This window comes from Waltera sp., assembly GCF_046969025.1.
GTDB lineage: Bacteria > Bacillota > Clostridia > Lachnospirales > Lachnospiraceae > Acetatifactor > Acetatifactor acetigignens.
On the sequence record NZ_JBKVQF010000005.1, the window covers coordinates 1 to 24,974 of the forward strand.

The window sequence follows — 24,974 nt, forward strand, 5'->3', positions numbered from 1 at the left end:
TGTATCGCATGCTCCGGGAGTTCGTGGATTTTGCCAATGTATTTAACTAACTTTCAATTTACAATATAATTACATTCGCGCATTTCACATCATTGGCGAGGTCGTACACTTTGCCGGTGGTGAGACCCAGAACTTTGGGGCGCAGCACCGCATTGGGAACGTTCTCCACAATACGGGCGGTCTCTCCGTTGCTCAATGCCACATCTGTGCCTACCGGATAGAGAATAACGCTCTCCAGGAAGCACCGCATAACTGTAATATCCAGTTCTTCCGTCATGGACATGATCATTTCCACGGCATCTCTGGGAGAAAACGGCTTCTTATACGGCCGCTCCGTCACCAATGCATCATAAATATCCGACACAGAGATCAGTCTGGCAAACAGGTCGATCTTGTCCCCTGTGATCCCCATAGGATATCCTTTTCCGTTCATTTTCTCATGATGCTGTAACACACCCAGCTTGATCTCCATGGACAGATCTTCCTTAGACTGCAGAATACGATATCCGTACACGGAATGCTGCTTCATAATGGCAAACTCTTCATCCGTCAGCCGCGCCGCCTTATTCAGGATCTCATTGGGTACTTTTGATTTTCCGATATCATGTAAAAGTCCTGCGATTCCGATCTCGTAGACCTGCTTGTCATCCAGTCCGTATTTCTGCGCCACGATCATGGACATCGTTGCCACATCCACACTATGTTTGAAAGTGTACTCATCACTGATCTTCAATGCACCGATATCCACTGCTACTGCATCATTATCCTCAATAGCCCGCAACAGGTCATCCGTAATACTCCGGGAAGCATTGGTAAAATCCGGTGACTGCGTATCCTGATACAAATACTGCACTCCCTGTGCCACACGGCTTCGCACGCTCTCTGAGATCTGTACCTTGGCAGGATCCTTCACCTTCACCTGTTCATATTTTTTCTGTAATGGTTCCGGCAGTTCCTGCGGCTTGTCCGCATCCGCCGGCTTCACATCCTCTGTACCCTCACAGGTATAGATTCCTGTAACCCCCATTTTCTTCAGCGCATCGATATGGAAATCCTCCAGTCGGGTACGTCTGGCGATCAGTACACGGCCTGCACGGTCTATGATTGCCTGATCGATCATCATCCCCGGCTGCACAATGCGCAGCGGAACATATTTTCTCCTGATCATCGGTCCCTTCCCCTTTCCGAATGATTTTGGTCCATGTTTTATTGTAACATATCTTCATGAATTCTTAAAGATATCTGTCAAAAAGCTTAAAACTGCTTAAAAGACTTTTTATGGGACAATCCTTTATACTCTTCTATAGAAAAGACGGTTATTTTGTCAAAAAGGTTCTAACGGGAGGGATTTCTATGAATACAAATGCAGCTTATCAGGTTCCGGTGCAACAACGCCGCCGCAGAATTTCCAGGCAGGAGATGCTCCGCAGGAAGCGGGCGATCCGCAGAAGAAAACGCATAGTCTGCTTCCTCCGGGTCTCATTTGCCATCGTGTTGCTCCTGACCGCAGTCTCTTTCTGGCAGGATTACGGCCATGAGATTCTTCCTGCCGTCAATCATCTGTATTATCAGCTGACTGCCCGGTATGATCTGCCGGTTGTCCAATATGATTTTGCTGCACTGCGGGAAGAAAATGAATCTGACGCTGCCGGAAGTCTCTCTACCACCGCAGATACCGTAAACATCACGGAAGCACTGGCCGAGCTTGCCCAAAATAATGCCGAAGCCGCGGATTTCGTGGCAGACTACCCCAACAGACAAAATTATCTGGGACGGTCCATCGATCTTGCTTCCGATGTTCTCATTGGACAGGTGCCTCTGCTCCTGCAATGGGACAAGCGCTGGGGCTACGAGTCCTACGGTGATAGCATCATCGGTCTCGCCGGCTGTGGTCCCACCTGTCTGTCCATGGTCTATGTCTATTTCACCCACGATTTGAACGGCACCCCGAGAGAGATTGCCTCCTACTGTGAAAAGAACGGTTATTATACGGAAAATGGCACCAGCTGGTCCCTGTGGACCGAAGGGCTTCCTGCCCTCGGCCTGTCCGGCAAGGAACTTCCCCTGGTTGAAAACAGCATGAAAACAGCCCTGGATCAGGGCAAACTTATCGTATGCAGCATGCGGCCGGGGGATTTCACCACCTCCGGCCACTATATCCTGCTCTATGATTATGATGACACGGGCTTTTGCGTCAAAGATCCCAATCGGGTAAGCAATTCTTCCCGCACCTGGGATTATGACACGCTGTCTCCGCAGATCAAAAATCTGTGGACCATCAGCCCCACTGGTTTTTAACAATGTCTGCCAGAATCTTTGCTGTGCCGTCGATGCCGAACCGGCTGCTGTCGATCATGAGATCCTTATGGTCGAAAACGCTCTGCCAGCCGGGAATATAGGCTTTGTGGTAACGGTTTCTGGCAGCATCCACATCCCGCATCATTTTCTTTGCCGTCTGGGGATCCATCTGCAGGTTCTCCACACAGTTTTTCAGCCTTGCCTCATCGGGGGCATAGACATACACATTCAGATGATTCGGGATATCCTCCAGAATATAGTCCGCACAGCGTCCCACAATGATGCAGGATCCCTTGGCTGCGAAATCCCGGATGATATTTTTCTGGGTAAGAAAGATCTCATCCTTGAGGCTGGACATTCCCATTCCGAGCGGATACTGCCTCCGGAAGAAAGTAGACTTCATACTCTCTTCTTCATCGCTGATGACAGATACCGGAAGGCCCATGCGCTTCGCCGTAGCCTCCACAATATCTCTGTCCAGGAATTCTATTCCCAGTATTTCGGACAGTTCCCTGGCAATGGAACGTCCCATACTTCCGAATTGTCTTGAAATCGTGATCACATACTGTTCCATGGATATCCTCTTTTCTTTTCTCGTTTAATCTGCGGTCACACGTACCGGTCTCTTCCGCCGTTTCTGCATGGTACGTACCACGCAGGACAGTGTGTAGTTGATGATAAAATAGATCAATGCAGCTACACCAAACAGCACAAATACATCCGATACGTTTACATTGCCAGTACCATTGTAACGGCTGGCTGCGGAAAGCAGCTGTTTGGTCCGGGCCATCAGTTCGATAGTCGCCACATTTGCCAGATAGGAAGAGTCCTTGATGGTGGTGATCACCTGACTCAACAGGGTAGGAATGACATTGCGGTAAGCCTGCGGCAGAATAATATAGATCATGACCTGTACTACATTGAATCCCTGTGCGTGGCCGGCTTCAAACTGTCCATGTGCGATGGAATTCAGTCCTCCGCGGATGATCTCCGCAATAACGGAAGAGGTAAACAGGATCAGAGCAACTGCTGCCTTGAACAACAGCTTGGTCTCTACTGTGGTCAGCCCGAACAGTTTCCGGTTGAACAGCTCCGGGCAGGGGCAGAATACCAGGCATATGAAGATCCACAGCAGCAACGGTGTATTTCGAAATACTTCTATGTATACAGTGGCAATCATGCCAAATATTTTCGTCTTTTTGCTTGTGCAGTAGTTTCTGCACAGGGCCAGTACCGAACCGATGACGATTCCCAGCACAACAGCGATCAGGGCAATGATCAGAGTGAATACCGTACCTTTGAGAATGTAGGCCATAACACCTTTCTGTCCCAGTATGGAAAAGCTTGCTTCCAGGTTACTCATTGTCCGTCACCGTCCCTTCTGTTCTCTGAAATGTCACCCGCTGGTCTCTTTTCTTCAGATGGATCTCCCAGACACTGGCTGTCTTGGAGAGGGGATAACATATAACGAAAAATAACAGTCCACTGACCAGATAGGCCGGAGCATAGGCTCCACCGGTATTTTCACCGGTGACAAAGCTGTAAGTCAGCGAGATCAGATCCGCTCCGCCGATAATATACAGGCAGGAGGTATTTTTGATCAGGTTTACGATCTGGTTCACCATGGGCGGCAGAATGATCTTGATGCTCTGGGGCAGGATAATATAATACATCCGCTCCACATAAGTGAATCCCTGGGACACAGCCGCCTCGAACTGTCCCTTAGGGACGGCCTCGATGCCCGCGCGCACCACCTCGGCCATATAGGCTCCGGTGTATACGCCCAGTGCAACGATACCTGTCGGCAGGATTCCGATACTGTGACCGGAAAAAGCCAGCGCATAGTAGAAGAAACACAGCTGAAGCAAAATCGGTGTATTCTGCATGATCTCCACATAGACTCTGCTGATGATCTGCAATACCTTTTTTCCGCTGGTAGCCATCAGGCCAAAGATCACACCCAGTGCCAGCGATAACAGGATCGCAAAAAATGCTGTCTCCACAGTATTCAGAAGTCCTAACAGGAATGTGCTCCTGTACGCCCAGACCTTGCCCCAGGCTCTTGCTGAAATAATACCAGACATAGTGTTTCCTCCCAGTTACTTTTTTCTTTTTTACTCTAATCCGTTCTCTGTGATCAGGCTGTCAATGGTACCGTCTGCCAGCCATCCCTGTACCAGTTCATCCACGTATGCAGAGAAGCCGGAACCCTTAGTGGTAGCCACGCCATATTCCTGAGGGGAGAACTTGTCGTCGATGTAGGAACGTCCGTCAGTCTTGTAAATAGCCAGAATGGACTTGTCTACACAGAAGGCATCTACTTCACCGGCACTCAGTGCGGTGGAGATTGCAGGGTAGTCATCATACTGCTGGAAAGAGATTCCGGTAGTCCACAGTGCGGGATCAAAGGTATCTGCATCAAATCCGCTGCCATCGATCAGGCCTGCATCGATCATAGCCTTTACCAGTGCCTTTGCGGAAGTGGATCCGGAGGATACACCGACCTTCTTGTCTACCAGGTCTGCCAGGGAGCTGATGCCGCTCTTATCCTCTACCAGTACGGTTACATAGTCTGTAAAATAAGGAGTGGAGAAATCCCAGCTCTGCTTTCTCTCATCGGTGATGGTGAAAGTAGCCAGTACACAGTCAATATCGCCGGAATCCAGAAGCTCGGTTCTGGTAGCTGCGGTTACGGCGGTGAACTCTACATCCACGCCAAGGCTCTCTGCGATCTTCTCAGCCAGGCTGATCTCCAGTCCGGAATACTCACCGGTCAGGGTATCCTGGAAGCCAAAGCCTACTACTGCATTTTTAACGCCGACTCTCAATACACCACGGTCTACGATTGCCTGTACGTCTGCTGCCAGCTCGCCGTCTGCTGCAGGAGCTTCCGCTCCTGTTTCTGTGGTTGCTGCTGCGGTACTTTCCGCTGCAGGTGCTGTTGCCTCGGAAGCGGGGGCATCAGTGCTGCCGCATCCAGTAAATAAAGTTGCAGTCATTGCCATGACTGCTGCCAATGCAGTCCATTTTCTTAGATTTTTCATAACGTTTTCCTCCTTTAATTCCCTTTACTTATATATCTAAACACGAAGCCTTCTGACTGACATGCTGTAAATATGACTTCGTGGATAGACCTGCTGTTATGTAATGCTGCGGTCTAACGGATGATCTTGCCTAGGAACTGTTTTACACGTTCGTTGGAAGGATTGTCGAAGAAATGATCCGGCGTACCTTCCTCAATGATCTGTCCGTCTGCCATGAATACGATACGGTCCGCCACCTGTCTGGCAAATCCCATCTCGTGGGTAACCACTACCATGGTGATGTTTTCCTTAGCCAGCTTGATCATGACATCCAGTACTTCCTGGATTGTCTCCGGATCCAGTGCGGAAGTCGGCTCATCGAAAAGAATGATCTTCGTCTGTGCACACAGGGCTCTCGCTATGGCGATTCTCTGCTGCTGTCCGCCGGAAAGTGTTGTGGGATACACATGAGCCTTATCCCTGAGTCCTACCACATCCAGATAATGATAAGCCAGATCCTCGGCTTCCTTTTTGCTCTTGTGATGCAGCTTCATGGGTGCTATGGTCAGGTTCTTCAATACCGTCATATGCGGATACAGGTTGAACTGCTGGAATACCATGGAGATGGACTCCCGGATGATCTTGGTCTTGTTCGCATGGGTCAGCTTCTGTCCATCGATATATACTTGACCACTGGTAGGCTCCTCCAGGAAATTCATGCATCGCACGGTGGTGGATTTACCGGAACCGGAGGGTCCGATGATAACCAGCTTCTCGCCTTCTTTTACTTCCAGATTTACATTTTTCAGTACCTGGAGATCTCCGAAATTCTTACATACATTTTCCAGTCTGATCATTTTGCTCCTCCATTCTACGTTCCGGGCAGGAATTTTTGATAATAGAAAAAGGCGCTTTTACCGATCCGGTAAAAACGCCTTTGTTTTTATGGGTTACATAATATACAGTTTTGTGCGCTTTGTCAAGACTTTTATTTCATTAATTCTTTCAGGACCTCTTTTGCCTTCTCCAGCTGATTGTCCATCGGATCATCACTGTTGTAGTATGCTTCCGCGTCAAACTCGCATTCCACATCCGGTTCTATACCGGTTCCGTGGATATTGCGGCCATTGGGAGTATAGTAAGCGCTGATGGTGATCTTGATGGCGGATCCGTCGGTGAAGGGCATGATCTGCTGTACGATTCCTTTACCGAAGGTCGTGGTACCTACCAGGGTTCCAACGCCGTAGTCCTGGATTGCTCCGGCCAGAATCTCGGAGGCGCTGGCACTGTTCATATCCACCAGTACCACCAGAGGTACTTCCAGAGGAGTCTTGCCGTCACAGGTATACTCTGTGCGCTTGCCTGCCTTGTCCTCGGTATATACGATCATGCCTTCCGGGAGCAGCTTTCTGGCAATTTTAACCACTGCGTCCAGACTTCCACCGGGATTGCCCCGCAGATCCAGGATCAGGCCTTCCATGCCGGAGCCCTTCACGGTTGCCAGTGCATCGGTAAACTGGTCTATGGTCACATCGTCGAATTCCACGATCTGGATATATGCCATATTGTCATCCAACATTTCGTATTTTACGGTGGGACTCTCTACCTTGGCTCTCTCCACGGTGACGTGCAGATAATCCCCGGCGCCCTGTCTGACAATGGTCAGATCCACTGTGGTCCCGGCTTCTCCGCGGATCATATTCACCGCTTCCGTCAACGTCTTACCTGCAGTGGAGACACCGTCCACTTCATAGATAATATCGTTGGCACGCAGATCCACATCAGCTGCCGGTGCTCCTTCGATCACGCCGCTGATCTTGGGCAGATTGGTCTCGGAATCCATGCTGACATAGGCACCGATGCCAAAGTAAATGCCCTGTGTCTGTTCCGTCAGTTCATTCAGCTCCTCTGCGGTATAGTACTCGGAATACGGGTCATCCAGAGAGTCCATCAGGCCACGGAACATACCGTCTTCCAGCTGTTCATTGGTGACCTCACTCAGATAAAAGTTCTCCTTCACAGTGTCTTCCAGCAATTGCAGTTTTTTAATGGTCTGTGCATTGACCGCGGAATCTTCTCCATAGGATACCTGTGCTGCCACATCATCCTTCATGGTCATGATGTTGTGGATCTGAAAAGCGATAAAGATACCGCCCACGATCAGCAACGTGGCCGCAAAGCCAACGATAAGGCCACTGAGAAATAAGCCTTTTTTCTCGCCATTATTTGCCGCCGGAGTTACAGAAGCCTGTTCTTCGGTGGTGGTTTCCAGTTCCTTATTTTCCTCCATAAATGCTCTCCTTTATTTCCAAGATATTGTCGCAACACGTCCTGCTTCTTGTCGCAACACGCATTTCTCCGTGCTTCGCACTCTCGAAATGCTGCATACATTCGCATTCCGGGCTATCGCCCTACTTGCTCATGTATGTTTGTTCTGCTAATCGCCAGAGCACTTTGCCTGCAAGCAGTCACGTGCCCTGCGATTACAGAACTATTGCGACAAGTAGTTCCAAGGGGATGTGTAAGCTCCATCCTTACGCACGCTGAAGTGCAGATGGTTGCCGGTGGAACGTCCGGTGGAGCCCACTGCGGCTATCGTCTCTCCTCTGACCACAATATCGTCCTTGGATACATATAATGCCGAGGCATGCATATAGATCGTATACAGTCCACCACCATGGTCGAGCATCACGTAGTTGCCCATGGTGTTGCTGTAAGTGGCTGCCACCACCTGTCCGTCATAGGCCGCATAAATAGCCGTGCCCTTGGGCGCCGCGAAATCCACGCCGTTGTGGAACTGTTCGATTCCCAGTGTCGGATGGATACGGTTGCCGTAATCATCCGAGATCCGGGTATAGGTTGCCAGCGGGAACTTAAAGGTACCGCCATCGTAAGTCAGCACAGTACCACTGGCCTCCAGGATCTTTTTTTTCTCTGCGGCAATAGCAGCCTCCAGGGCTGCAATCTCCGCATCCTGATCCGCAATGGACTGCTTGTATTCCTTGATGGCCTGTTCCTTGTTGGTAATATCGGATTCGTAAGCGGTGATATCCCGGTTCTTCTGGTCGATCAGAGCCTCCATATTGGCCTGCTCCTGTTCCACGCCGGCCTTGGCCTCATCCAGAATGGCTTTCTCCTCTTCCAGTTCCTCTTTGCAGAGTTCAATATATTTACGGTTCTCCATGAAGTCTTTCCATTGCTGTCTGTCATAAGCCATGATCAGATCCATGAAATCCGCACGGTTCAGGAAATCACTGAAGCTTTCTGCTTTCAACATCATATCGAGGATGTAGGAATCCCCTTTCTCATACATAATTCTTATGCGGCGGATCATGGCATCTTTCTGATTTTCTTCTCTCTCCAGTGCCGCATCCAGTTCCGCCTGGGTCTTTGCAATTTCTTCTTCTTTTGCTGTGATCTTATTTTTCAGATCCGCAATATTCTGTTCGATCTGGCTCAGATTCTGATCCAGCTGGGTTACATAATTTTTCAGATTGGTCTTCTGTGTCTCCAGGTCTTTCTTGATCTGCTCCAAATTGCTCAGATTGCTTTTCATCTGTTCACGTTCTTTTTCCGCCTGTTTGATCTGATCCTGTTTGTCCCGGATACTGTCAGAGGTAATGGATGACATATTGGTCGCATTTACCCGCAATCCCTGCATGCCGAAGGAAACCGTCAGGATCAGGCACAGTGCCAGGCACAGGAAGCCTTTTTTCTTTTTATTCAATTTGATTTAGTCTCCATTCTTAAAATGTCATGATGCAGTGCAGAGCCACACTCCGCACACATCATGACAAATAGGATCCGGGTTATCTGCTGGAATTGTATTTACACGTGCAGATGCTTTCTTACAGTAGCGATACTTCCCAGGAAACCGATACCCACACCGACACCCAGAGATACCGGGATCAGGAAATGGAATATCTCGTCCACAGACAGGAAATTCAGGAAGCCGCTGAGTACCGTAAAACGGTTGATCACATAGTTCAACGCATAATTGTAAAGGGAATAGATCAGTCCCAGCGGTACTGCCGCACCGATCAGACCGATCAGCATACCTTCCAGCACAAAGGGTGCACGCACGAAAAAGTCGGTAGCGCCGATATATTTCATAATATTGATCTCCGCAGAACGGACAGAAATACCGATAGCTACGGTATTGCTGATCAGGAAGATGCTGACTGCCAGCAGGATCACGATGATTCCCATGGACACGTAGGCGATCAGAAGGTTCAGACCGCTCAGTGTGTTGGCTGTCATTTCGGAATAGTTGACCTTGCGCACCTCCGGAATGGACTGCAGCCAGGTCACCAGTGCATCCTGCATGGAGACATCACTCAGGAAAATCTCATAAGTATCCTCTCCTGCCAGTGGATTCTCGGGGAATCCTTCTGCATAATCCTCACCGAAATAATCCGGTCCGAAGGTTGCCCATGCATCATCTGCAGACTGGAACTGTACCTCGGATACCTCTGCACGCTTGGCAATCTCCTGTCCGATCTCTTCCAGGCGCTGTTCGGACGGGATCTGTCCGTCTACATGACTCTCACAGTTATCCATATCACTGTGGAAAAATACCGTAACGGATACACCTTCTTCTGCAGTCTTCAGGATATTCTGAAAGTTGGCCACGATGCAATAGAACAGTCCAAACAGAAACAGACATGCGGATATCGTGGCAATGGATGCCAGAGAATACCATTTATTCCGGAAAATATTGGCAAATCCCTGCTTGATCGTATAAAAAAGTGTACTAATCTTCATCGATATACCCACCCTTCTCTTCGTCACTGATGATCACACCTTTTTTCATGGTGATCACTCGTTTCTGCATGGCATTGACGATTTCGCGGTTATGGGTGACCACGACTACCGTGGTGCCGCTCTCATTGATCTCCTCCAGCAATTTCATGATCTCCCAGGAATTATTGGGATCCAGATTACCGGTGGGCTCATCTGCCAGCAGTACGGAAGGATTGTTCACCAGCGCTCTGGCCAGTGCAACACGCTGCTGCTCACCGCCGGAGAGCTGTTTGGTCTTGGCCTTATATTTGCCTGCCAGTCCCACAGTTGCCAGAATCGCAGGAACATTTCTGCGGATCTCACTGACGGGAGTCTCTACGATACGCTGTGCGAATGCTACATTTTCATAGACATTGCGGTCATTCAGCAGTCGGAAATCCTGGAATACGACACCCAGGTTACGACGAAAACGGGGGATCTGTCTGTGCTTTAATTTCGCCAGATCATTTCCCATAACATAAACACTGCCGCTGGTTGCTGTAAGCTCCCGCAGCAGTAATTTGATCAACGTGGATTTACCGGATCCGCTGTCACCTACAATAAATACAAATTCCCCTCTTCCGATGCTTAACGACACACCATTCAGTGCCGGAGAACCTGAGGAATAAGACTTGCTGACGTTGTCCAGGAAAATGATTCCGTTTTCCTCAATAATCCGCTCTCTTTTCAGCCTTTGTGTTTCTTTTCTTGTCATTTTATGATCATGCCTTTCTATTGTCCGTAAGATCCCACCCTGCGGACAGTTGCTGCCTTTGTGCTACCATATTGATCCCTATTCAGAGCCTCATTCGCAAAATCGCATCTACGATGCTCTTCTAAACAACAAGTTAACTTGTTGTTTGCTCATTTGAGGCTTTCTCGCCAAAGAAATCAATACTCATAAGTTTCCATATACTTCATGTATTTTACGACCATCAGTGCGATCTTGAAGGTGATGGCATCTTCAAATACCCGCAGATCCAGCCCTGTACTCTTCTGTAACTTATCCAGACGATATACCAGCGTATTTCTGTGAATAAACAGCTGTCTGGAGGTCTCTGACACATTCAGGCTGTTCTCGAAGAACTTGTAAATGGTCGTCAGGGTCTCCTCATCAAAATCATCCGGGCTCTTGCCTCCGAAGATCTCACGGATAAACATTTTGCACAGAGGAATGGGCAGCTGATAGATCAGACGGCCGATTCCCAGTTCACTGTATGCGATAATATCTCTCTCGTCAAAGAAGATTTTGCCTACATCCAGAGCCATCTTTGCTTCCTTGTAGGAACGGCTGACTTCTTTGATCTCATGTACAATGGTACCGTATGCAATACGGATCTCACGGATACCTTCCTTCAGGAGAGCCGCTTCCAGTGCTCTTGCCGATTTTTCAATTTCTTTGCCGGTATCGGTCTCTGCGAATTCTTTCACCACGATCACGTTGCTCTCGTCTACCGCTGTGATGAAATCCTTGCTGTTGCTGCCAAAATGAGTTCTGGCCAGTTCCAGGACATTATTATCCTTGCCTCCCGCAGATTCCACGATCATGACCACTCTGGGCACGTCTGTCTGAATATGCAACTTCTTGGAACGGCTGTAAATATCCACCAGCAGCAGATTATCCAGCAGCAGATTCTTGATGAAATTGTCCTTATCAAATCTCTCCTTATAGGCCACCAGCAGATTCTGGATCTGAAACGCAACCATTTTGCCGATCATATAGACATCCTCACCGGTACCTCCGGCTACGAGAATATACTCCAGCTGCTGCTCATCATAGATCTTGAAATACTGATATCCCTGGATCTCCTGGGAGTCCGCCGGTGATGCCGCGAATTCCACCGCGGGCTTGGAACAGTTGCCCATATCCATGGTGGCTGCTACTTCCTTGCCATCCACATCCATGACACACAATTCCACTCTGGCGATTCCTTTCAATCCTTCAATGGTGTTCTGTAAAATCTGATTTGATATCATCTTCTGCTCCTTCAGTCCCCAAACATACTTCTCTTTTGCTATAACCCCGAAAAATGATATGAGAGTCCATATCATATATAAATTTACAGAAAAACTGGTAAAAATGCAATAGTTTTTTATGCATTTTTTAGTAAAAATGCCTTTTTCTTTTAAATACGCGCAAAAAAAGAATTCGGAAAACTAATATTCCGAACTCTTTTTGTCTTAGCGTTTATTATGTATTATTTCTGCGCTAAATCCGCAGATCGATATTCGCACCAAGTTCCGGTGTTACGCTGCGCTCCATAGCAGCGGAATCAATCATCTGGACGATTCCCTGTCCCAGTGCTTCGTTCGTATCCATCGCCTTGCTCAGCACAGCCGTTCCGATTTTCGTCTGCAGATTATTTGAAGCCATTGACATTGATAATCCTGCGATATCCATAATAACACCTCCTGTATCTGTTCATATCTCTCAGATTACGTTCTTACTATAGCACACTTTTTTTGTTTTTTCCACACTATCCACGCACCCTGCGAATATTTTTCTCCGTGATCTGGATCTTGCCTTCTTTTAACAGATGTCCTACCGCGCGCTTGAACTCGTTCTTGCTCATGCCGGTCTCATGGGCAATGACCTCCGGCGCCGCCTTATCATTAAACGGCAGAGAACCTTCATAGCTGTCCAGCAGTCTCTCGATCTTCTCCGCATCCTTCTGAATCTGCAGATAGGCTTTTTCCCGGACACTCAGTGTCAGCTTACCGTCTTCCAACACTTTTACCACTCTGGCAGTGACCTGATCGCCAATCCTGAGCTCGGTATCTCCGAACAGTTCTTTTTTCGGGATCAGTCCGGAAAAGCAGTTATCCACTGCCACAAACGCACCGAAATTCTTGCTGATCTCATAGATCCGGCCGGTTACCTTATCGTCTTTTTTGTACGGGCTGTCCGTGCGCAGATGTTCATAGACATTCATGGTCGCACACAGTCTGCCGCTCTTGTCGATATAGAGGGCTGCCAGCACCTGTTCTCCGGTCTTTACCTTGCGGGTCTGCTGCTTAAAGGGCAGGAGCAGATCCTTCTCCAGTCCCCAGTCCAGGAAGGCACCTACTTTCCCTACCTGTACTACAGTGAGCAGAGCCACCTGTCCCATACACAGCTTCGGGGTTCTCGTCGTAGAGATCAGACGGTCATTGGAATCCCGGTACAGGAATGCTTCCAGTTCATCTCCGACCTTTGCTCCTTCCGGCACCTGCTTCGCCGGCAGCAGCACTTTGTCCTCCGGTGCTTCCTTCGTTGCCAGATACACTCCGAATTCTACTTTTTTCACTATTACCAGCGTCTGTTTTTCGCCTAATCTCAATTCCACGTTCTCTCCTGTTCTGACAGCATAGGATTACTGTCCCTGAAATTCCACTGATACATAAGGTTTACCGGCTTCGTCCTGCAGGCAGATGACGTAGTCATTCTCTGTAGACACTACATACGGATGCAATACATCATCCAGGAATGCCTGTTTCTTGTATTCCGCCCGCATCTGACGGATCACAAAATCATCCGGCAGATACTCCATGGCAATATTTACATACTGCCCATTGTTTACATGATGGTTGGTGTCCAGGTGGTGTTTTTTCACCACGATGGGTTCCAACAGTTCTCCACCTTCCGGCACGGCAATTTTGCGGGGGGCATACTCCATGTCCAGCTTTTCGTCTATTTCGTAGCCCTTATGCATGGCTTCGTTCACCATTACCGGTTTGCCGGTGCCGACATCCAGCAGACTCCATAAGGAATTGGCTTTCGCCAGATATTCTCCCTGTTCATCCAGCATGGCAAAATTACGGTATCCCAAAAATACTTTTAGCTCATAGGGCAGCGTCACGATCTTTACTTTTTCCCCTAATTTCGGATAACGGTTCACCACGATCTGCCAAGAGGAAAGGACCCAGACCTGACCAATCTCCTTCATATAACCGATTCCCAGCCCCACATCCTCCGAATGGAAGGTGGAACAATCCTGAAAATAATTCAGTAATGCGTCCAGCGTAAGATACCCTTCACTGTCTGTCTCGCTGTAACGTATTCTACTGTCAAATGCGTACATAACTTCCGATCTCCTTTGCGGCGATGTTCTGCCACAGCCGTTCTTTTTACAGATTTCCCGTAATTGCCGTAACAATCTCCGGGAACATCTGGATAATGATCATGGCGATCCAGAAAATACAGTAGCATATCATTCCCGGATTGCCGATCACGGTCTTGAATCTCCGTCCCTTTGCAATCTGTCCCGGCTCTAATTTCAGCTTCTTACGATATACAATGAACAATACGATTCCCGTAACCAATACTGCCAGAATAAACAATACATAGATCATATAGCCGATCCATCCCGGCAGGTACTTCATCATGTAGTCCATGACAGCCTGTGAATCTGCCCCGTTCATAATGACTTCCTGGTATTCCTCCAGATGGATTGCTTTCAATAACAGTACACTGACTACGGCACCCATAAAATTAATGCACATATGCAAGCCGATGGTCACTTTCAGTTCTCCGGTCTTCACATACAGAAATGCCAGAAACATTCCCAGTAAAAATGCGTAGGCAAACTGATTCAGGTTGCCATGGAACAATCCGAACATCAGACCGGACAGAACAACAGCTACTCCCTGTCCGTATTTTACGGTACGATCCACGATCAGTTTCCGGAAAATATATTCCTCAAGGATCGGCGCGCAGATCACCATATAGAGAAATGTAACGATCATATTGGATCCGGTGGCATAGGTCATCAGTGCATTGTCCACTGCGGAGCCTTTTAATGCCCCTACGACAGTGGTGATCAGCGTTCCCACCAGATTACCACAATACATCAGTGCAAAACACATGATCAGCGCCAGAACAAACTGTCCCGGTGTAATGCTTTTCTTCGCGGGTGCTTCCCCGGGCATCCGCTTTACCACAGCGATCAGAACCGGCATACCCACAAGATACAGTGGTAATACTGCCAGGATCAGGCTTATGGTGGTGTCCTGCAGCCATTCCGGCTTCACCGCACCTACGATGGTCATTACTCCCATCTGCACTGCGTAGGTGACCAGTGTTCCGATCAGGAATCGGAAACCTAAGCTGGAAAAACTTTTCTTCATGCTTTTTTCTTCCATTTAATTTTCTCTCCCTCATGTACTATAAACTTTTCAGAATCACATTTTCTAAATCCGCTCTGAATAGTTACAGCATAGCATAAATCCTTTGTGTATGAAACTATTTTTTCCATGGCTTAAGACAGTTCCATAGGAAAAGGCTGCGCATCTTCAATATGCACAGCCTCTGTAATCTTCCTCTATGACGATCCTGTTATTCTCCCAGACCGTTCTCTACGGCTTCTACCAGGGTCTTCAGGGCTTCTGCCTCATCCTCACCCTCACATACGAATTCGATCTCATCCCCACATTTTACGCAAGCACCCAATACACTGAGTACGCTCTTGGCATTTGCAGTATTTTCACGGAATTTGAAGGTGATCAATGACTTGAACTGCATTGCCTCCTTGCACAGAATTCCGGCGGGACGCAGATGCAGGCCCGTGGGATTCTTGATTACGACTTTCTGACTTACCATATAACAAACCCTCCAATATCTATATTATTCTGCATTATTTTCTCTAGTGTTTATGATTTTACTTTTCATTTACATTTCTATCATAGCATGAATGAAAAGCATTCACAAGGGCTTTTACCAGACAACTTTCGGAATCTGTCTGCTAGAACATGATATCCTGTATCAGGTTGGCAAGCTTCCGTGCTTCTTCCTGGATCACCTGCTGATCCTTTCCTTCGATCATGACTCTTACCAGCGGTTCGGTTCCGGAAGGACGGATCAGGACGCGGCCCTCTCCGGCGAATTTTTCTTCCAGTTTCCCAATGGCTGCTGCGATCTCCGGATATTCCATATATTTCTCTTTTTTGTGATTGGCCACTTTGGCATTTACCAGTGCCTGGGGCAGTACTTCCATCACCTTAGCCAGTTCTGACAGAGGCTTTCCGGTATCCACCATGACCTGCAGCAGATGCAGTGCACTGAGTAGTCCGTCTCCGGTGGTATTCTCATCCAGGAAAATAATGTGACCGGACTGTTCGCCGCCGAGGCTGGCGCCGATCTCCTTCATGCGCTCCAGTACATAGCGGTCACCTACCTTGGTCTTCTCCATATGGATGGCATTCTTCTCTGCCATCAGGAAGAATCCCAGATTACTCATAACGGTTGCCACGATGGTATCCTTCTTCAGAGTACCCTTGCTCTTCATGTAGTTGCCTACGATTGCCATGATCTGGTCACCATCGACGATATTACCGTTCTCATCCACAGCCAGCAGTCTGTCTGCGTCTCCATCGAAGGCCAGACCGACATTGGCCTTTTCATAGACCACTCTGGCCTGCAGTTCTTCCATATGGGTGGAGCCACAGTTGGCATTGATATTGGTACCGTCCGGATTGTTGTGGATGGCCACCACGCTGCCGCCCAGTTCTTTCAGGCATTCTACGGATGTATAGAAAGAGGCACCCTCTGCACAATCCACCACGATCTTCAGTCCGGTCAGATCCACATTGACCGCTCTCATGGCATGATTGATGTACTCTTCTCTGGCATCGGTACGGTACTTGATCTTGCCGACTCCGGGACCGATGGGAAATTTGATACCGGGCATATTGTTACGGATCAATGCCTCGATCTCATCTTCCATGGCATCGGGAAGCTTATAGCCGTTACCGTCAAAGAATTTAATACCATTGAACTCTACCGGATTGTGGGATGCGGAGATCACAACGCCGGCATCTACTTTGTATTTCTTGGTCAGATAAGCAACCGCAGGAGTGGGAATCACACCTACGTAGACACAGTTGGCTCCTACGGAGCAGGCTCCTGCCATCAACGCATTCGCCAGCATATCTCCGGAAATTCTGGTATCACAACCCACCATGATCGTGGGTTTGTGCTCATTTTCCTTCGTAAGTACATAGGCTCCTGCCTGCCCCAGTTGCATGGCAAGCAACGGAGTCAGTTCCTCGTTGGCAATTCCTCGTACACCATCTGTTCCAAACATTCTAGCCATGATAAAAAACCTCTCATTCTATCTTTTAATTATTTGTATCCTGATTCTTCAGTCGGATGTGGATATTGACATCATTTTCTACCATGATATCCTCCGACAGGTTAAACGTCACAGGGATCGTGTAATTTCCCGGTGTCAGTTCTTCTACATTGTTGTCATTCATCCATTTCTCCAGATCCAGTACTCCCGTCACCGTATCATCCCGCAGAATACTGATATCTCTGTCCAGGCCGGATACCGTGATATCATAAGTCTCCGCCTCTGTAGTGATCTCTGCCTCCATTCCCTCCGGCACACCGCTGATCGTAATGTTCTCTGCCGGTACGGACAGGTCCTTGGTCGCGATCGGTTCAATGTATACCGTTGCAGTGATCTTGCCGTCAAAGCTCTTATCCGCCAGTCTGACGTTAGCGGGCAGGTACTCCTTCAGATTAATGATATCCACCAGATCGCTGGACTGTCCGGTAATATTCATACGATCCTCCGGTACGGTAATGGCAGATACTCCCAACAGTGCTGATGCCGTTCCGGCGATCTTCACTGTAGACCTGCTACTCTCTACTTCACCGGTAGCCATATAACCGTCCTCAGGTACACCCATATATTCAATCTCTACCGGTACTTCCTTCGTTGCCAGCACTTCTACTGTCATATGCGCAGAATCCACGTTTTTCTTGACAGTTTCCAGAGATAGTTCATTGTCGTCCGCATCATACAGCTTAATGTCCACATTAGCCGACAGACTGCTGGTGGAATCTGCTACATTGATGTCCACTCCGGCATGATCGATCTGTGAGATCGCTGATTTAGGTCCGGTTACTTCGATGTTGGTCTGATCCAACGTTACATTGCCGATCATATAACCGGATGCCACCTCTCCCAGCGTGGTGCTCTCCAGTTTGATCCATTTGCTGGTCTTGTCTTCCACATTCAGGCGCACGGAATCGTGATTACCCCTGATCTCCACGGAATCGTTGCTGATATTCTCACAATAATAAGTGATGGCGATCGTATTGATATCTGTCAGTTTGCTCATATCCGCTTCCGCTACAATATCGTTTCTGCGCAATTCGGATTTTACAATACTCTGGGGGCCTGTTACCGTTACTCTTACCAGATTACTGTTGTCCAGCACCTCATATACTTTTCCTTCTTGCTCCAGCAGATCTGTGTTAATCAGTCTGACCTGGATATTATTGAAGGTTACCGTGTCCTTCGGATCATAGATCTGTGCCACCAGAAACCACAATACAAAGGCCAGCACCAGAGAAGCAAGCTTCAGTCCAAGATTACGTGTCAGTAATTTTTTCATTTCTTCTCACGGCTCCTTCCCTTCCAGATTCGCAGATTTTTGTGTTCCTCTCCGGTATTGTTCAGGATCTTATGCATTCTGTCGCGAAGAGTCTCCGCATCCAGATTCCGCTCCAGCTTTCCTTCGTATGCAACGCTGATCTTACCCGTCTCTTCGGATACGATCACCGTCAGGGAATCTGTCACCTCCGAGATACCCACACCGGCACGATGTCTGGTACCCAGTTCCTTGCTCAGTCCCAGGTTATCCGACAGCGGCAGATAACAGGTGGCAGAGGCTACCCGGTTCCCCCGTACGATCACAGCACCGTCATGCAGCGGGGTGTTGTGCTCGAAAATATTGATCAGCAGCTGGCTGGTCACGATACCATCCACATCGATTCCAGTCCTCTCATAATCCCGCAGGGAAACCTTCTGTTCGATAACGATCAGGGCACCGGTCTTGACCTTGCCCATCTCCACACAGGCTTTGGTGATCTCATTAATGGTCTTCTCGGAAAATCCCTCGTCCACACGATGATTGTTGTCAAAAGGTAATACAGAACTGATAATATTCTTCTTGCCCAGTTCCTCCAATGCCTTTCTCAATTCCGGCTGTAGTACCACTATGAGGGCTGTCACCGCAAAGCCCAGGACATTCTGGGCCATCCACAGGATGGTAGTCATACGGAAAAAATAAGCCAACAGCAAAAAAATGAGGATGACAACCAGACCCTTGAGCAATACCCATGCCCGGGTCGTCTTCATCCACACTAACGCATAATACAGCAGTACCGCAATGATCAGGATCTCGGCCACATCGCCGAAATCCATGGTTGTGCGGTAACTGCTGAAATTTTTAATATATTCTGCCAGCTTATCCCCTAATTGCATTTTCCATTAATCCCTTCAGAACAATTCTTCATAATCATCGGAGTCATCCTGAGGATTCGCGTGATTGCCGCCTATGGTGACACTTCTGCCACCGGACATCTCGTGTCCGCGGTAACCGCCCTGCTGTCCGTAAGGAACTCCGTTTCTGGCGGGGGTACGTTCTGTCACAACACTTCGGCCTGTTCCTTCTGAGGGCCTGCCGGTATGTGCCGTACTTCTGTAGGTCTGGCCTGCAGATCTCGTACCCTGTCCGGAGGTTCTGGTCTGCTGACCTGCCGGACGTCGCTGTGTATTGATTTTCTTCACTGTATTGGTGGGCGCCGCAACTGTCATTTTGGGCACTGCCTTTACATAGTAATAATACTCGTCATCTTCAAACTGTACTTTCTCCGTTCTGCTATAGTCCAGACAGAATCGGAAAAATTCTATGATCTTGCAGGCGATCAGCGTAACAACGGCACCTAACAGTGCGCTGACGATGGAGAGATTGGTATCGTACATCAGATCTCCCACCAGCAGGATCATCACTTCGATCATAACGCCGGCAACCATGGCAATGGTCCAGGAGTGATCCACACTCATTCTCCGGATCAGATACACCACGATCACGGTAATGGCAAATGCTGCGATCGTCACCAGCATTGCCTTGTTCCCCAGCATTCCGTCAATCAGCAGGCGCAGTTTGGCAGTGGCTTCCTCTGCTCCCATGGAGTTGATGGTCGGAGCATTGGTGATCACCGTCTGGAGCAGATAATACACCACAACACCGCAGCCTACAGATACGCAGGACGCCGGGGTTCCGATCAGTCCCATTGCCACAGGCATCACATAGGGCAGCTTCAGCATACAAAGCACCGGGGTCAGTACCACTACCAGTGCTTCCTTCGCGGTAAATCTGAGAAACAGCAGATACAGCAACAGGAAAACAACCAGCCCAACCGCCGCGGTTTCAATAGAGAGTGCATACATATGAAGCACTGCAAACATCATTGCAAAAAAAGCCATAAATCCGGTGGGCAGGAAAGAACACAGCAGCGATACGATCAGCACGATGGCCATGTTATCCAGCTTTGTCATATATCCCATTTTGCCGTTTATGATGCTCAGCACGATAAAGCTGAGTAAAAACTTGATCACCGGCAGAATAAAAGCTTCATTTCTGCTGTAGATCTTCTTGAGATTCTCTCTTAATTCCAGTAAAGCAGTCATATTTCCTCCAGGTCAATCTGTGTAGGCCGTTTACTCATTGTAAATGGAATTCAACTTCTTCAGATTGTTATAATAGCATTTCAGGCTCTTTTTCGCCCGTGCATAGCGCAGAGAGCAGATCAGATAAGATGCCGCTCCATACACTACAACCGTTATTCCATAGTACAGCAGAACATTTTTTCCAAAACCGATCAGGTCCATCTTGTAAATATCCTGCATGAAATTCTCAAAATCATAGAACACAAACAACGCAAAGCAGACTCCATACGCGATCGTCGCGCACAGAATGGACTTCAACACCTGTATGGCAATGTAGTCACTGCGGAAATAACGGCCGATGGCCATATTCTTTTTGCCTTCATTCTCTTCATAAGATGCCATTTGCGTCATCAGTATGACTTTTTCTTCGTTCAGCATAATTCCTCCGCTTACAAATGCTTACAGATAACGCATTCTTTCTCCGTCTCTGGATGTTCTGGGGCTCTGCTGGGGCGCAGTCTGCTTCTTCGGCAGTACACTCTGCAGATCCATGGCCATATCATATTTGCACTTTTCGCAAAATCTTCCGCTGCGGATCGGTGCTCCGCATTTCTCACAGTTCAGCAGAATACTGGATCCTTCTGTCAGTTCCAGTCTCTCTTCTCTCAGCCACTGCTGGATCTGGGACGGCTCCACGTCACAGTTCTCCGATACATCCTGAATACTTACACCGGGGTTATTACGGATGTATTCCTTTACCTCCTGGAACTTGGCTTCCATCTTCTCACGGCAATGCGGGCACAGAAACGGTCCTGCCACATAGTTAAAAATATGTCCGCACATTCTGCAATTTCTTATATTCATAGTATCTCACACCTTCCTGATCATACACCAGACCCACAGGCCAATGTCACGCAATACACTTTTGACACTCCGTGCTCTTTTAACAGTGCTGCGATCTCATCCAGGGTCGTACCTGTTGTATAAATATCATCCACCAGAATAATCCGGTCATATAATTTTACATCATTTCTGCCTATAATAAAAGCCTTTTTCAAATTATTTTGCCGTTCTGTGGGATTTAAATGCTTCATCGGTGCTGTATTTCTCACCCGTTTTACCAGTTTCTCATCCACCGGCAGTTCCAGGCTTCTGCCCAAAGCCCTTGCCAGACATGCTGCCTGGTTATATCCTCTTTTCCGCAGTTTCCCACGGTACAGCGGCACCGGAACTATAACGTCCGGACGCACCCGGCCGATAAAATCTCCCAACAGACGCGCCATTTCTTCTCCGAAAAAATCGCCGTATTCCTGCCGTCCACTATACTTAAAACGATAGATTGACGGAGCCACATCCCTGTATTCGTATAAAGTTCTGGCTCTGTCGTATTTATGTTCCCGGTGCATACAATCACCGCAATACTCCCGTTCCTCCGCCAGTTTCTTTCCGCAACGCATACACCACGGAGCCGTCACCGGCTTTAATTTAGGCAGACATTCCGGGCAGATTTTCCTGCCAAAAGGACGGACGATCCCGTCACAGACCGGGCATCTTCCGGGAAACAGCAGCTGTAATCCCGTTTCCTTTATTTTGCTTATGGTTTTTCTGATCTCTTTCTGCAATCTCAGGCTCCCGTTTTGTTTTCCGTCTACGGTGTATCATTTTCCGGCAGGCAGCAGATCTCCCGGATCCGCTGCTCCAATCCCGTATATCTGCGATTCTCGCTGACATTCTCGATCATGTTCCGCACGGTCTCACTGCTTCCCAGAATGGTGACACAGTTCCTGGCACGGGTAATTCCGGTGTACAGAAGGTTGCGGTTGAACAGCATTCTGGGGCCGCCCAACAGTGGCAGGATCACCGCAGGATATTCGCTTCCCTGGGACTTATGGATCGTAATGGCATAAGAGAGTTCCAGTTCCTCCAATGCCGAGAAAGGATAGTTGACCCGTCTTCCGTCATCGAATTCCACCAGCAGTGTGGACATGGTATCATTGATTTCCTTAACCCTTCCCATATCTCCGTTGAATACGCCCATTCCCTTGTCGATGGGAATATTGTATCTCCCGACGATCTCCCATTCGATCTGGTAATTGTTTTTGATCTGCATGACCTTATCGCCTTCCCGGAAAACGGTATTGCCATAGGCATGCTCCTTTTTATGAGGATCCGCTGGATTCAGATAACGCTGTAAGATCTCATTCAACGTCTCACAGCCCAGACTTCCCTTCCTCATAGGGGTCAGTACCTGAATATCAAAGGAGGTGGCTCCCACATATCTGGGCAGCATATCCTGAATCAGCTGGATCATGTGCTTATATATGACATTTACGTCATTTCTTTCCAGTAAAAAGAAATCCTTTGACTTATTGTCCAGAGTGATCTGCTCTCCTCTGTTAATCCGATGGGCATTGACGACAATGTCACTTTGTCCGGCCTGCCGGAAGATCTTCTCCAGAGTTACCGTGGAGAACGCCCGGCTGTTCATGAGGTCCCGCAATACCTGTCCGGGTCCCACACTGGGCAGCTGATCCACATCTCCCACCAGGATCAGTCGTGTTCCCGGAAGAATTGCTTTCAGAAGCGCCTGAAACAGTTGAATATCCACCATGGACATTTCATCAATGATCACCACATCCGCCTCTAAGGGGTTCTCCTGGTTCCGCTCGAAATTTGCCTTTCTGGTGTCGTCTTCCGACAGGGCACTGTTCAGTTCCAACAGACGATGAATGGTCTTCGCCTCAAATCCGGTGGCTTCCGTCATTCTCTTGGCTGCTCTGCCCGTAGGTGCTGCCAGAAAAATGTCCATGCCTTCCGATTCAAAGAATCGGATGATCATATTAATGGTGGTGGTTTTTCCGGTGCCGGGACCTCCGGACAGGATAAACAGGCCATTTTTGATACTTTCCTCCACCGCTTTCAGCTGCAGTTCATCCAGTTCCATGGACAGATTTTCCGCCATGCGTTCCAGACGTTTGCGGATCGCTGCATCCTGGGAGGGAAGATTTTCTGCCTCCACCATAGGGATATTCAGATTCCTGAGCATATTGGCACAATTCAACTCCGCATAGTAATAAGAGGAAGCAAATACTGCTTCTCCCTTTGCCACAAGCTTTCGGTCCATGATAAGGTTATCCACCTGAGGACGGATATTTTCCTCTGATACCCCCAATAGTTCGGAAGCTCTGCGCAGCAGAAGATCCAACGGCAGATAACAATGACCTTCTCCCACCGCCTGCAGCAGGGTATACAGAATGCCACTGCGGATGCGGTAATCCGAGTCGGTATGAATGCCGATCTTCCCTGCGATCTCGTCCGCGATACGGAATCCCACACCACTGACATCCTCTGCCAGGCGATAGGGATTCTCCCGCATAACGCTGTACATTTCCATACCATAGGTATTATATATTTTTACGGCAAGAGTATTACTGATTCCGTATTGCTGTAAATAGACCAGTGCTTCCCGGAGATCCTTTTTTTCTTCCATCTGGATAGCGATCTCCTGTGCCTTGCGTTCGCTGATCCCCTTTACCTCAGCCAGACGCTCCGGCTCCTCCTCGATGATGCGGAAAGTATCGTCTCCGAATTTTTTTACGATTCTGGCTGCCAGTGCCTCACCGACTCCCCGGATTGCTCCGGAACCCAGATACCGTTCCATTCCCACGCGGTCGGTCGGTGTTACGGTCTCGTAGCTCTGGATCTTGAACTGTCGGCCGTATACGGGATGTTCTATGTATTCTCCCTCTGCGGAAATATTTTCTCCCTGGGTCAGTCCTTTGCACATACCGACACAGGTCATCTCTTCCCCTTCTGTCGACAGGATCATTACCGTATATCCGTTTTCACTGTTTTGAAACACAATATGGTCTACAAAACCTGTAATCGTCTCCATTTTTATTCCTCATACTATCTGTCTGTTGATTTGTGGGTTTCAAGGCTGTTCTCTCCGAATTGGGAAGAGGTCACCGCGGTGGCGGCGTAAGATAAAAAAGATCAGGGCTGCCAGAAATGGCAGCCCGAAGTCGCTACTCAAGATTGTAATTACGCTTCATCTGCTCATATAGCATCTGTGCCAGTCCCAGACTGTTCTGCTCCGTAGAGTCGGATGCGATCTGCTGTACCATCTCATCCTTATAGTAATCCATAAGCTGGGAGTTGGAAGAAGAAGTCTCATCGCTCTCAGGGATGGTCTTCATCATTTCCTTGAACATCTGCTCCAGGAAATAAGCCTCGAACTGCTTGCAGGCATCCATCAGTTCATCGTCTGTTGCTTTGGTGTAATCCGAACCGTTTAACTGGTTCTGCAATTTGGAAGCCGTCTGGTTCGCCGCATTGGTGTATGCGGTGCTGTCCAGAGCGGAACTGCCGTATATAGAAGAGATATCCATAATTTATCCTTTCTAAATTCCACGGTAATGCGACGGGC

The 24,974-nt window shown here is 48.4% G+C and carries 26 protein-coding genes; 1 reads left to right on the forward strand and 25 read right to left on the reverse strand.

The genetic code is table 11. The annotated features are described in order from the left end of the window. Positions 1-58: 58 nt before the first annotated feature. Positions 59-1,168: an HD-GYP domain-containing protein gene (locus ACLTOH_RS03495; protein ID WP_243026381.1), complete on the reverse strand. Its 1,110-nt coding sequence runs from the start codon at positions 1,166-1,168 to the stop codon at positions 59-61. 185 nt (positions 1,169-1,353) lie between these two features. Here ACLTOH_RS03495 and ACLTOH_RS03500 point away from each other — a divergent pair, with 185 nt between their 5' ends. Then, a complete protein-coding gene (locus ACLTOH_RS03500; protein WP_337762862.1) occupies positions 1,354-2,298 on the forward strand; it encodes a C39 family peptidase in 945 nt (314 codons plus the stop codon). Here ACLTOH_RS03500 and ACLTOH_RS03505 read toward each other — a convergent pair. The 24 genes from ACLTOH_RS03505 to ACLTOH_RS03620 all read right to left on the reverse strand — a co-directional run bounded on the left by ACLTOH_RS03505 (position 2,279) and on the right by ACLTOH_RS03620 (position 24,936). Then, complete coding sequence (locus tag ACLTOH_RS03505; protein WP_022311908.1) at positions 2,279-2,872, reverse strand: AAA family ATPase; 594 nt, start codon at positions 2,870-2,872, stop codon at positions 2,279-2,281. The genes ACLTOH_RS03500 and ACLTOH_RS03505 overlap by 20 nt on opposite strands. A gap of 24 nt (positions 2,873-2,896) precedes the next feature. Then, on the reverse strand, positions 2,897-3,661 hold the full coding sequence (locus ACLTOH_RS03510; protein WP_117465940.1) for an amino acid ABC transporter permease: 765 nt from the start codon (positions 3,659-3,661) through the stop codon (positions 2,897-2,899). Then, complete coding sequence (locus tag ACLTOH_RS03515) at positions 3,654-4,382, reverse strand: amino acid ABC transporter permease (RefSeq protein ID WP_022311910.1); 729 nt, start codon at positions 4,380-4,382, stop codon at positions 3,654-3,656. Before ACLTOH_RS03515 ends, ACLTOH_RS03510 begins: the two co-directional genes overlap by 8 nt. 30 nt (positions 4,383-4,412) lie before the next feature. Further along, the gene (locus ACLTOH_RS03520; RefSeq protein WP_337770524.1) at positions 4,413-5,342 is read right to left on the reverse strand and encodes a transporter substrate-binding domain-containing protein; all 930 of its coding nucleotides are present in this window, start codon (positions 5,340-5,342) and stop codon (positions 4,413-4,415) included. Between the two features lie 113 nt (positions 5,343-5,455). Continuing rightward, positions 5,456-6,178, reverse strand: coding sequence for an amino acid ABC transporter ATP-binding protein (locus tag ACLTOH_RS03525; protein WP_022311912.1), 723 nt, complete (start codon positions 6,176-6,178; stop codon positions 5,456-5,458). A gap of 131 nt (positions 6,179-6,309) precedes the next feature. Further along, complete coding sequence (locus ACLTOH_RS03530) at positions 6,310-7,611, reverse strand: S41 family peptidase (protein ID WP_412223395.1); 1,302 nt, start codon at positions 7,609-7,611, stop codon at positions 6,310-6,312. Between the two features lie 201 nt (positions 7,612-7,812). Next, positions 7,813-9,048: a murein hydrolase activator EnvC family protein gene (locus ACLTOH_RS03535; protein WP_337763199.1), complete on the reverse strand. Its 1,236-nt coding sequence runs from the start codon at positions 9,046-9,048 to the stop codon at positions 7,813-7,815. 101 nt (positions 9,049-9,149) lie between these two features. Beyond that, on the reverse strand, positions 9,150-10,085 hold the full coding sequence (gene ftsX / locus ACLTOH_RS03540) for a permease-like cell division protein FtsX (RefSeq protein ID WP_262593569.1): 936 nt from the start codon (positions 10,083-10,085) through the stop codon (positions 9,150-9,152). Continuing rightward, entirely contained in the window at positions 10,075-10,761 is a 687-nt protein-coding gene (gene ftsE, locus ACLTOH_RS03545; protein ID WP_117466002.1) for a cell division ATP-binding protein FtsE, read from the reverse strand. The genes ftsX and ftsE overlap by 11 nt, the downstream gene beginning before the upstream one ends. 233 nt (positions 10,762-10,994) lie before the next feature. Further along, complete coding sequence (locus tag ACLTOH_RS03550; RefSeq protein ID WP_117465944.1) at positions 10,995-12,080, reverse strand: PucR family transcriptional regulator; 1,086 nt, start codon at positions 12,078-12,080, stop codon at positions 10,995-10,997. A 232-nt stretch (positions 12,081-12,312) separates the two neighbouring features. Continuing rightward, positions 12,313-12,504: a YjfB family protein gene (locus ACLTOH_RS03555; protein WP_022311855.1), complete on the reverse strand. Its 192-nt coding sequence runs from the start codon at positions 12,502-12,504 to the stop codon at positions 12,313-12,315. A gap of 76 nt (positions 12,505-12,580) precedes the next feature. Beyond that, positions 12,581-13,429, reverse strand: coding sequence for a S1 RNA-binding domain-containing protein (locus ACLTOH_RS03560; RefSeq protein ID WP_412223396.1), 849 nt, complete (start codon positions 13,427-13,429; stop codon positions 12,581-12,583). 27 nt (positions 13,430-13,456) lie between these two features. Continuing rightward, a complete protein-coding gene (locus ACLTOH_RS03565; protein WP_022311853.1) occupies positions 13,457-14,164 on the reverse strand; it encodes an acyl-[acyl-carrier-protein] thioesterase in 708 nt (235 codons plus the stop codon). Positions 14,165-14,210: 46 nt separating this feature from the next. Further along, complete coding sequence (locus ACLTOH_RS03570; protein WP_337763197.1) at positions 14,211-15,224, reverse strand: CPBP family intramembrane glutamic endopeptidase; 1,014 nt, start codon at positions 15,222-15,224, stop codon at positions 14,211-14,213. 193 nt (positions 15,225-15,417) lie between these two features. Continuing rightward, complete coding sequence (locus ACLTOH_RS03575) at positions 15,418-15,681, reverse strand: HPr family phosphocarrier protein (protein WP_022311851.1); 264 nt, start codon at positions 15,679-15,681, stop codon at positions 15,418-15,420. A 142-nt stretch (positions 15,682-15,823) separates the two neighbouring features. Beyond that, a complete protein-coding gene (gene glmM / locus ACLTOH_RS03580) occupies positions 15,824-17,173 on the reverse strand; it encodes a phosphoglucosamine mutase (RefSeq protein WP_022311850.1) in 1,350 nt (449 codons plus the stop codon). A 25-nt stretch (positions 17,174-17,198) separates the two neighbouring features. Then, on the reverse strand, positions 17,199-18,485 hold the full coding sequence (locus ACLTOH_RS03585; RefSeq protein ID WP_118668620.1) for a YbbR-like domain-containing protein: 1,287 nt from the start codon (positions 18,483-18,485) through the stop codon (positions 17,199-17,201). Then, complete coding sequence (cdaA, locus tag ACLTOH_RS03590) at positions 18,482-19,357, reverse strand: diadenylate cyclase CdaA (protein ID WP_172594813.1); 876 nt, start codon at positions 19,355-19,357, stop codon at positions 18,482-18,484. The genes ACLTOH_RS03585 and cdaA overlap by 4 nt, the downstream gene beginning before the upstream one ends. 15 nt (positions 19,358-19,372) lie before the next feature. Beyond that, positions 19,373-20,566, reverse strand: a complete 1,194-nt coding sequence (locus ACLTOH_RS03595) for a hypothetical protein (protein ID WP_412223398.1) — start codon at positions 20,564-20,566, stop codon at positions 19,373-19,375. Positions 20,567-20,596: 30 nt separating this feature from the next. Further along, complete coding sequence (locus ACLTOH_RS03600; protein ID WP_178024427.1) at positions 20,597-20,983, reverse strand: hypothetical protein; 387 nt, start codon at positions 20,981-20,983, stop codon at positions 20,597-20,599. 21 nt (positions 20,984-21,004) lie between these two features. Next, positions 21,005-21,409, reverse strand: coding sequence for a flagellar protein (locus ACLTOH_RS03605; protein WP_227732189.1), 405 nt, complete (start codon positions 21,407-21,409; stop codon positions 21,005-21,007). A 20-nt stretch (positions 21,410-21,429) separates the two neighbouring features. After that, entirely contained in the window at positions 21,430-22,167 is a 738-nt protein-coding gene (locus ACLTOH_RS03610; protein WP_022311844.1) for a ComF family protein, read from the reverse strand. A gap of 26 nt (positions 22,168-22,193) precedes the next feature. Then, positions 22,194-24,440 carry an ATP-dependent RecD-like DNA helicase gene (locus ACLTOH_RS03615; protein ID WP_227061711.1) on the reverse strand — a complete coding sequence of 749 codons (2,247 nt, stop codon included), beginning with the start codon at positions 24,438-24,440 and terminating at the stop codon, positions 22,194-22,196. Between the two features lie 133 nt (positions 24,441-24,573). Continuing rightward, positions 24,574-24,936 (reverse strand): rod-binding protein, encoded by a 363-nt coding sequence (locus tag ACLTOH_RS03620; RefSeq protein WP_022311842.1) that lies wholly within the window; start codon positions 24,934-24,936, stop codon positions 24,574-24,576. Positions 24,937-24,974: the final 38 nt, after the last annotated feature.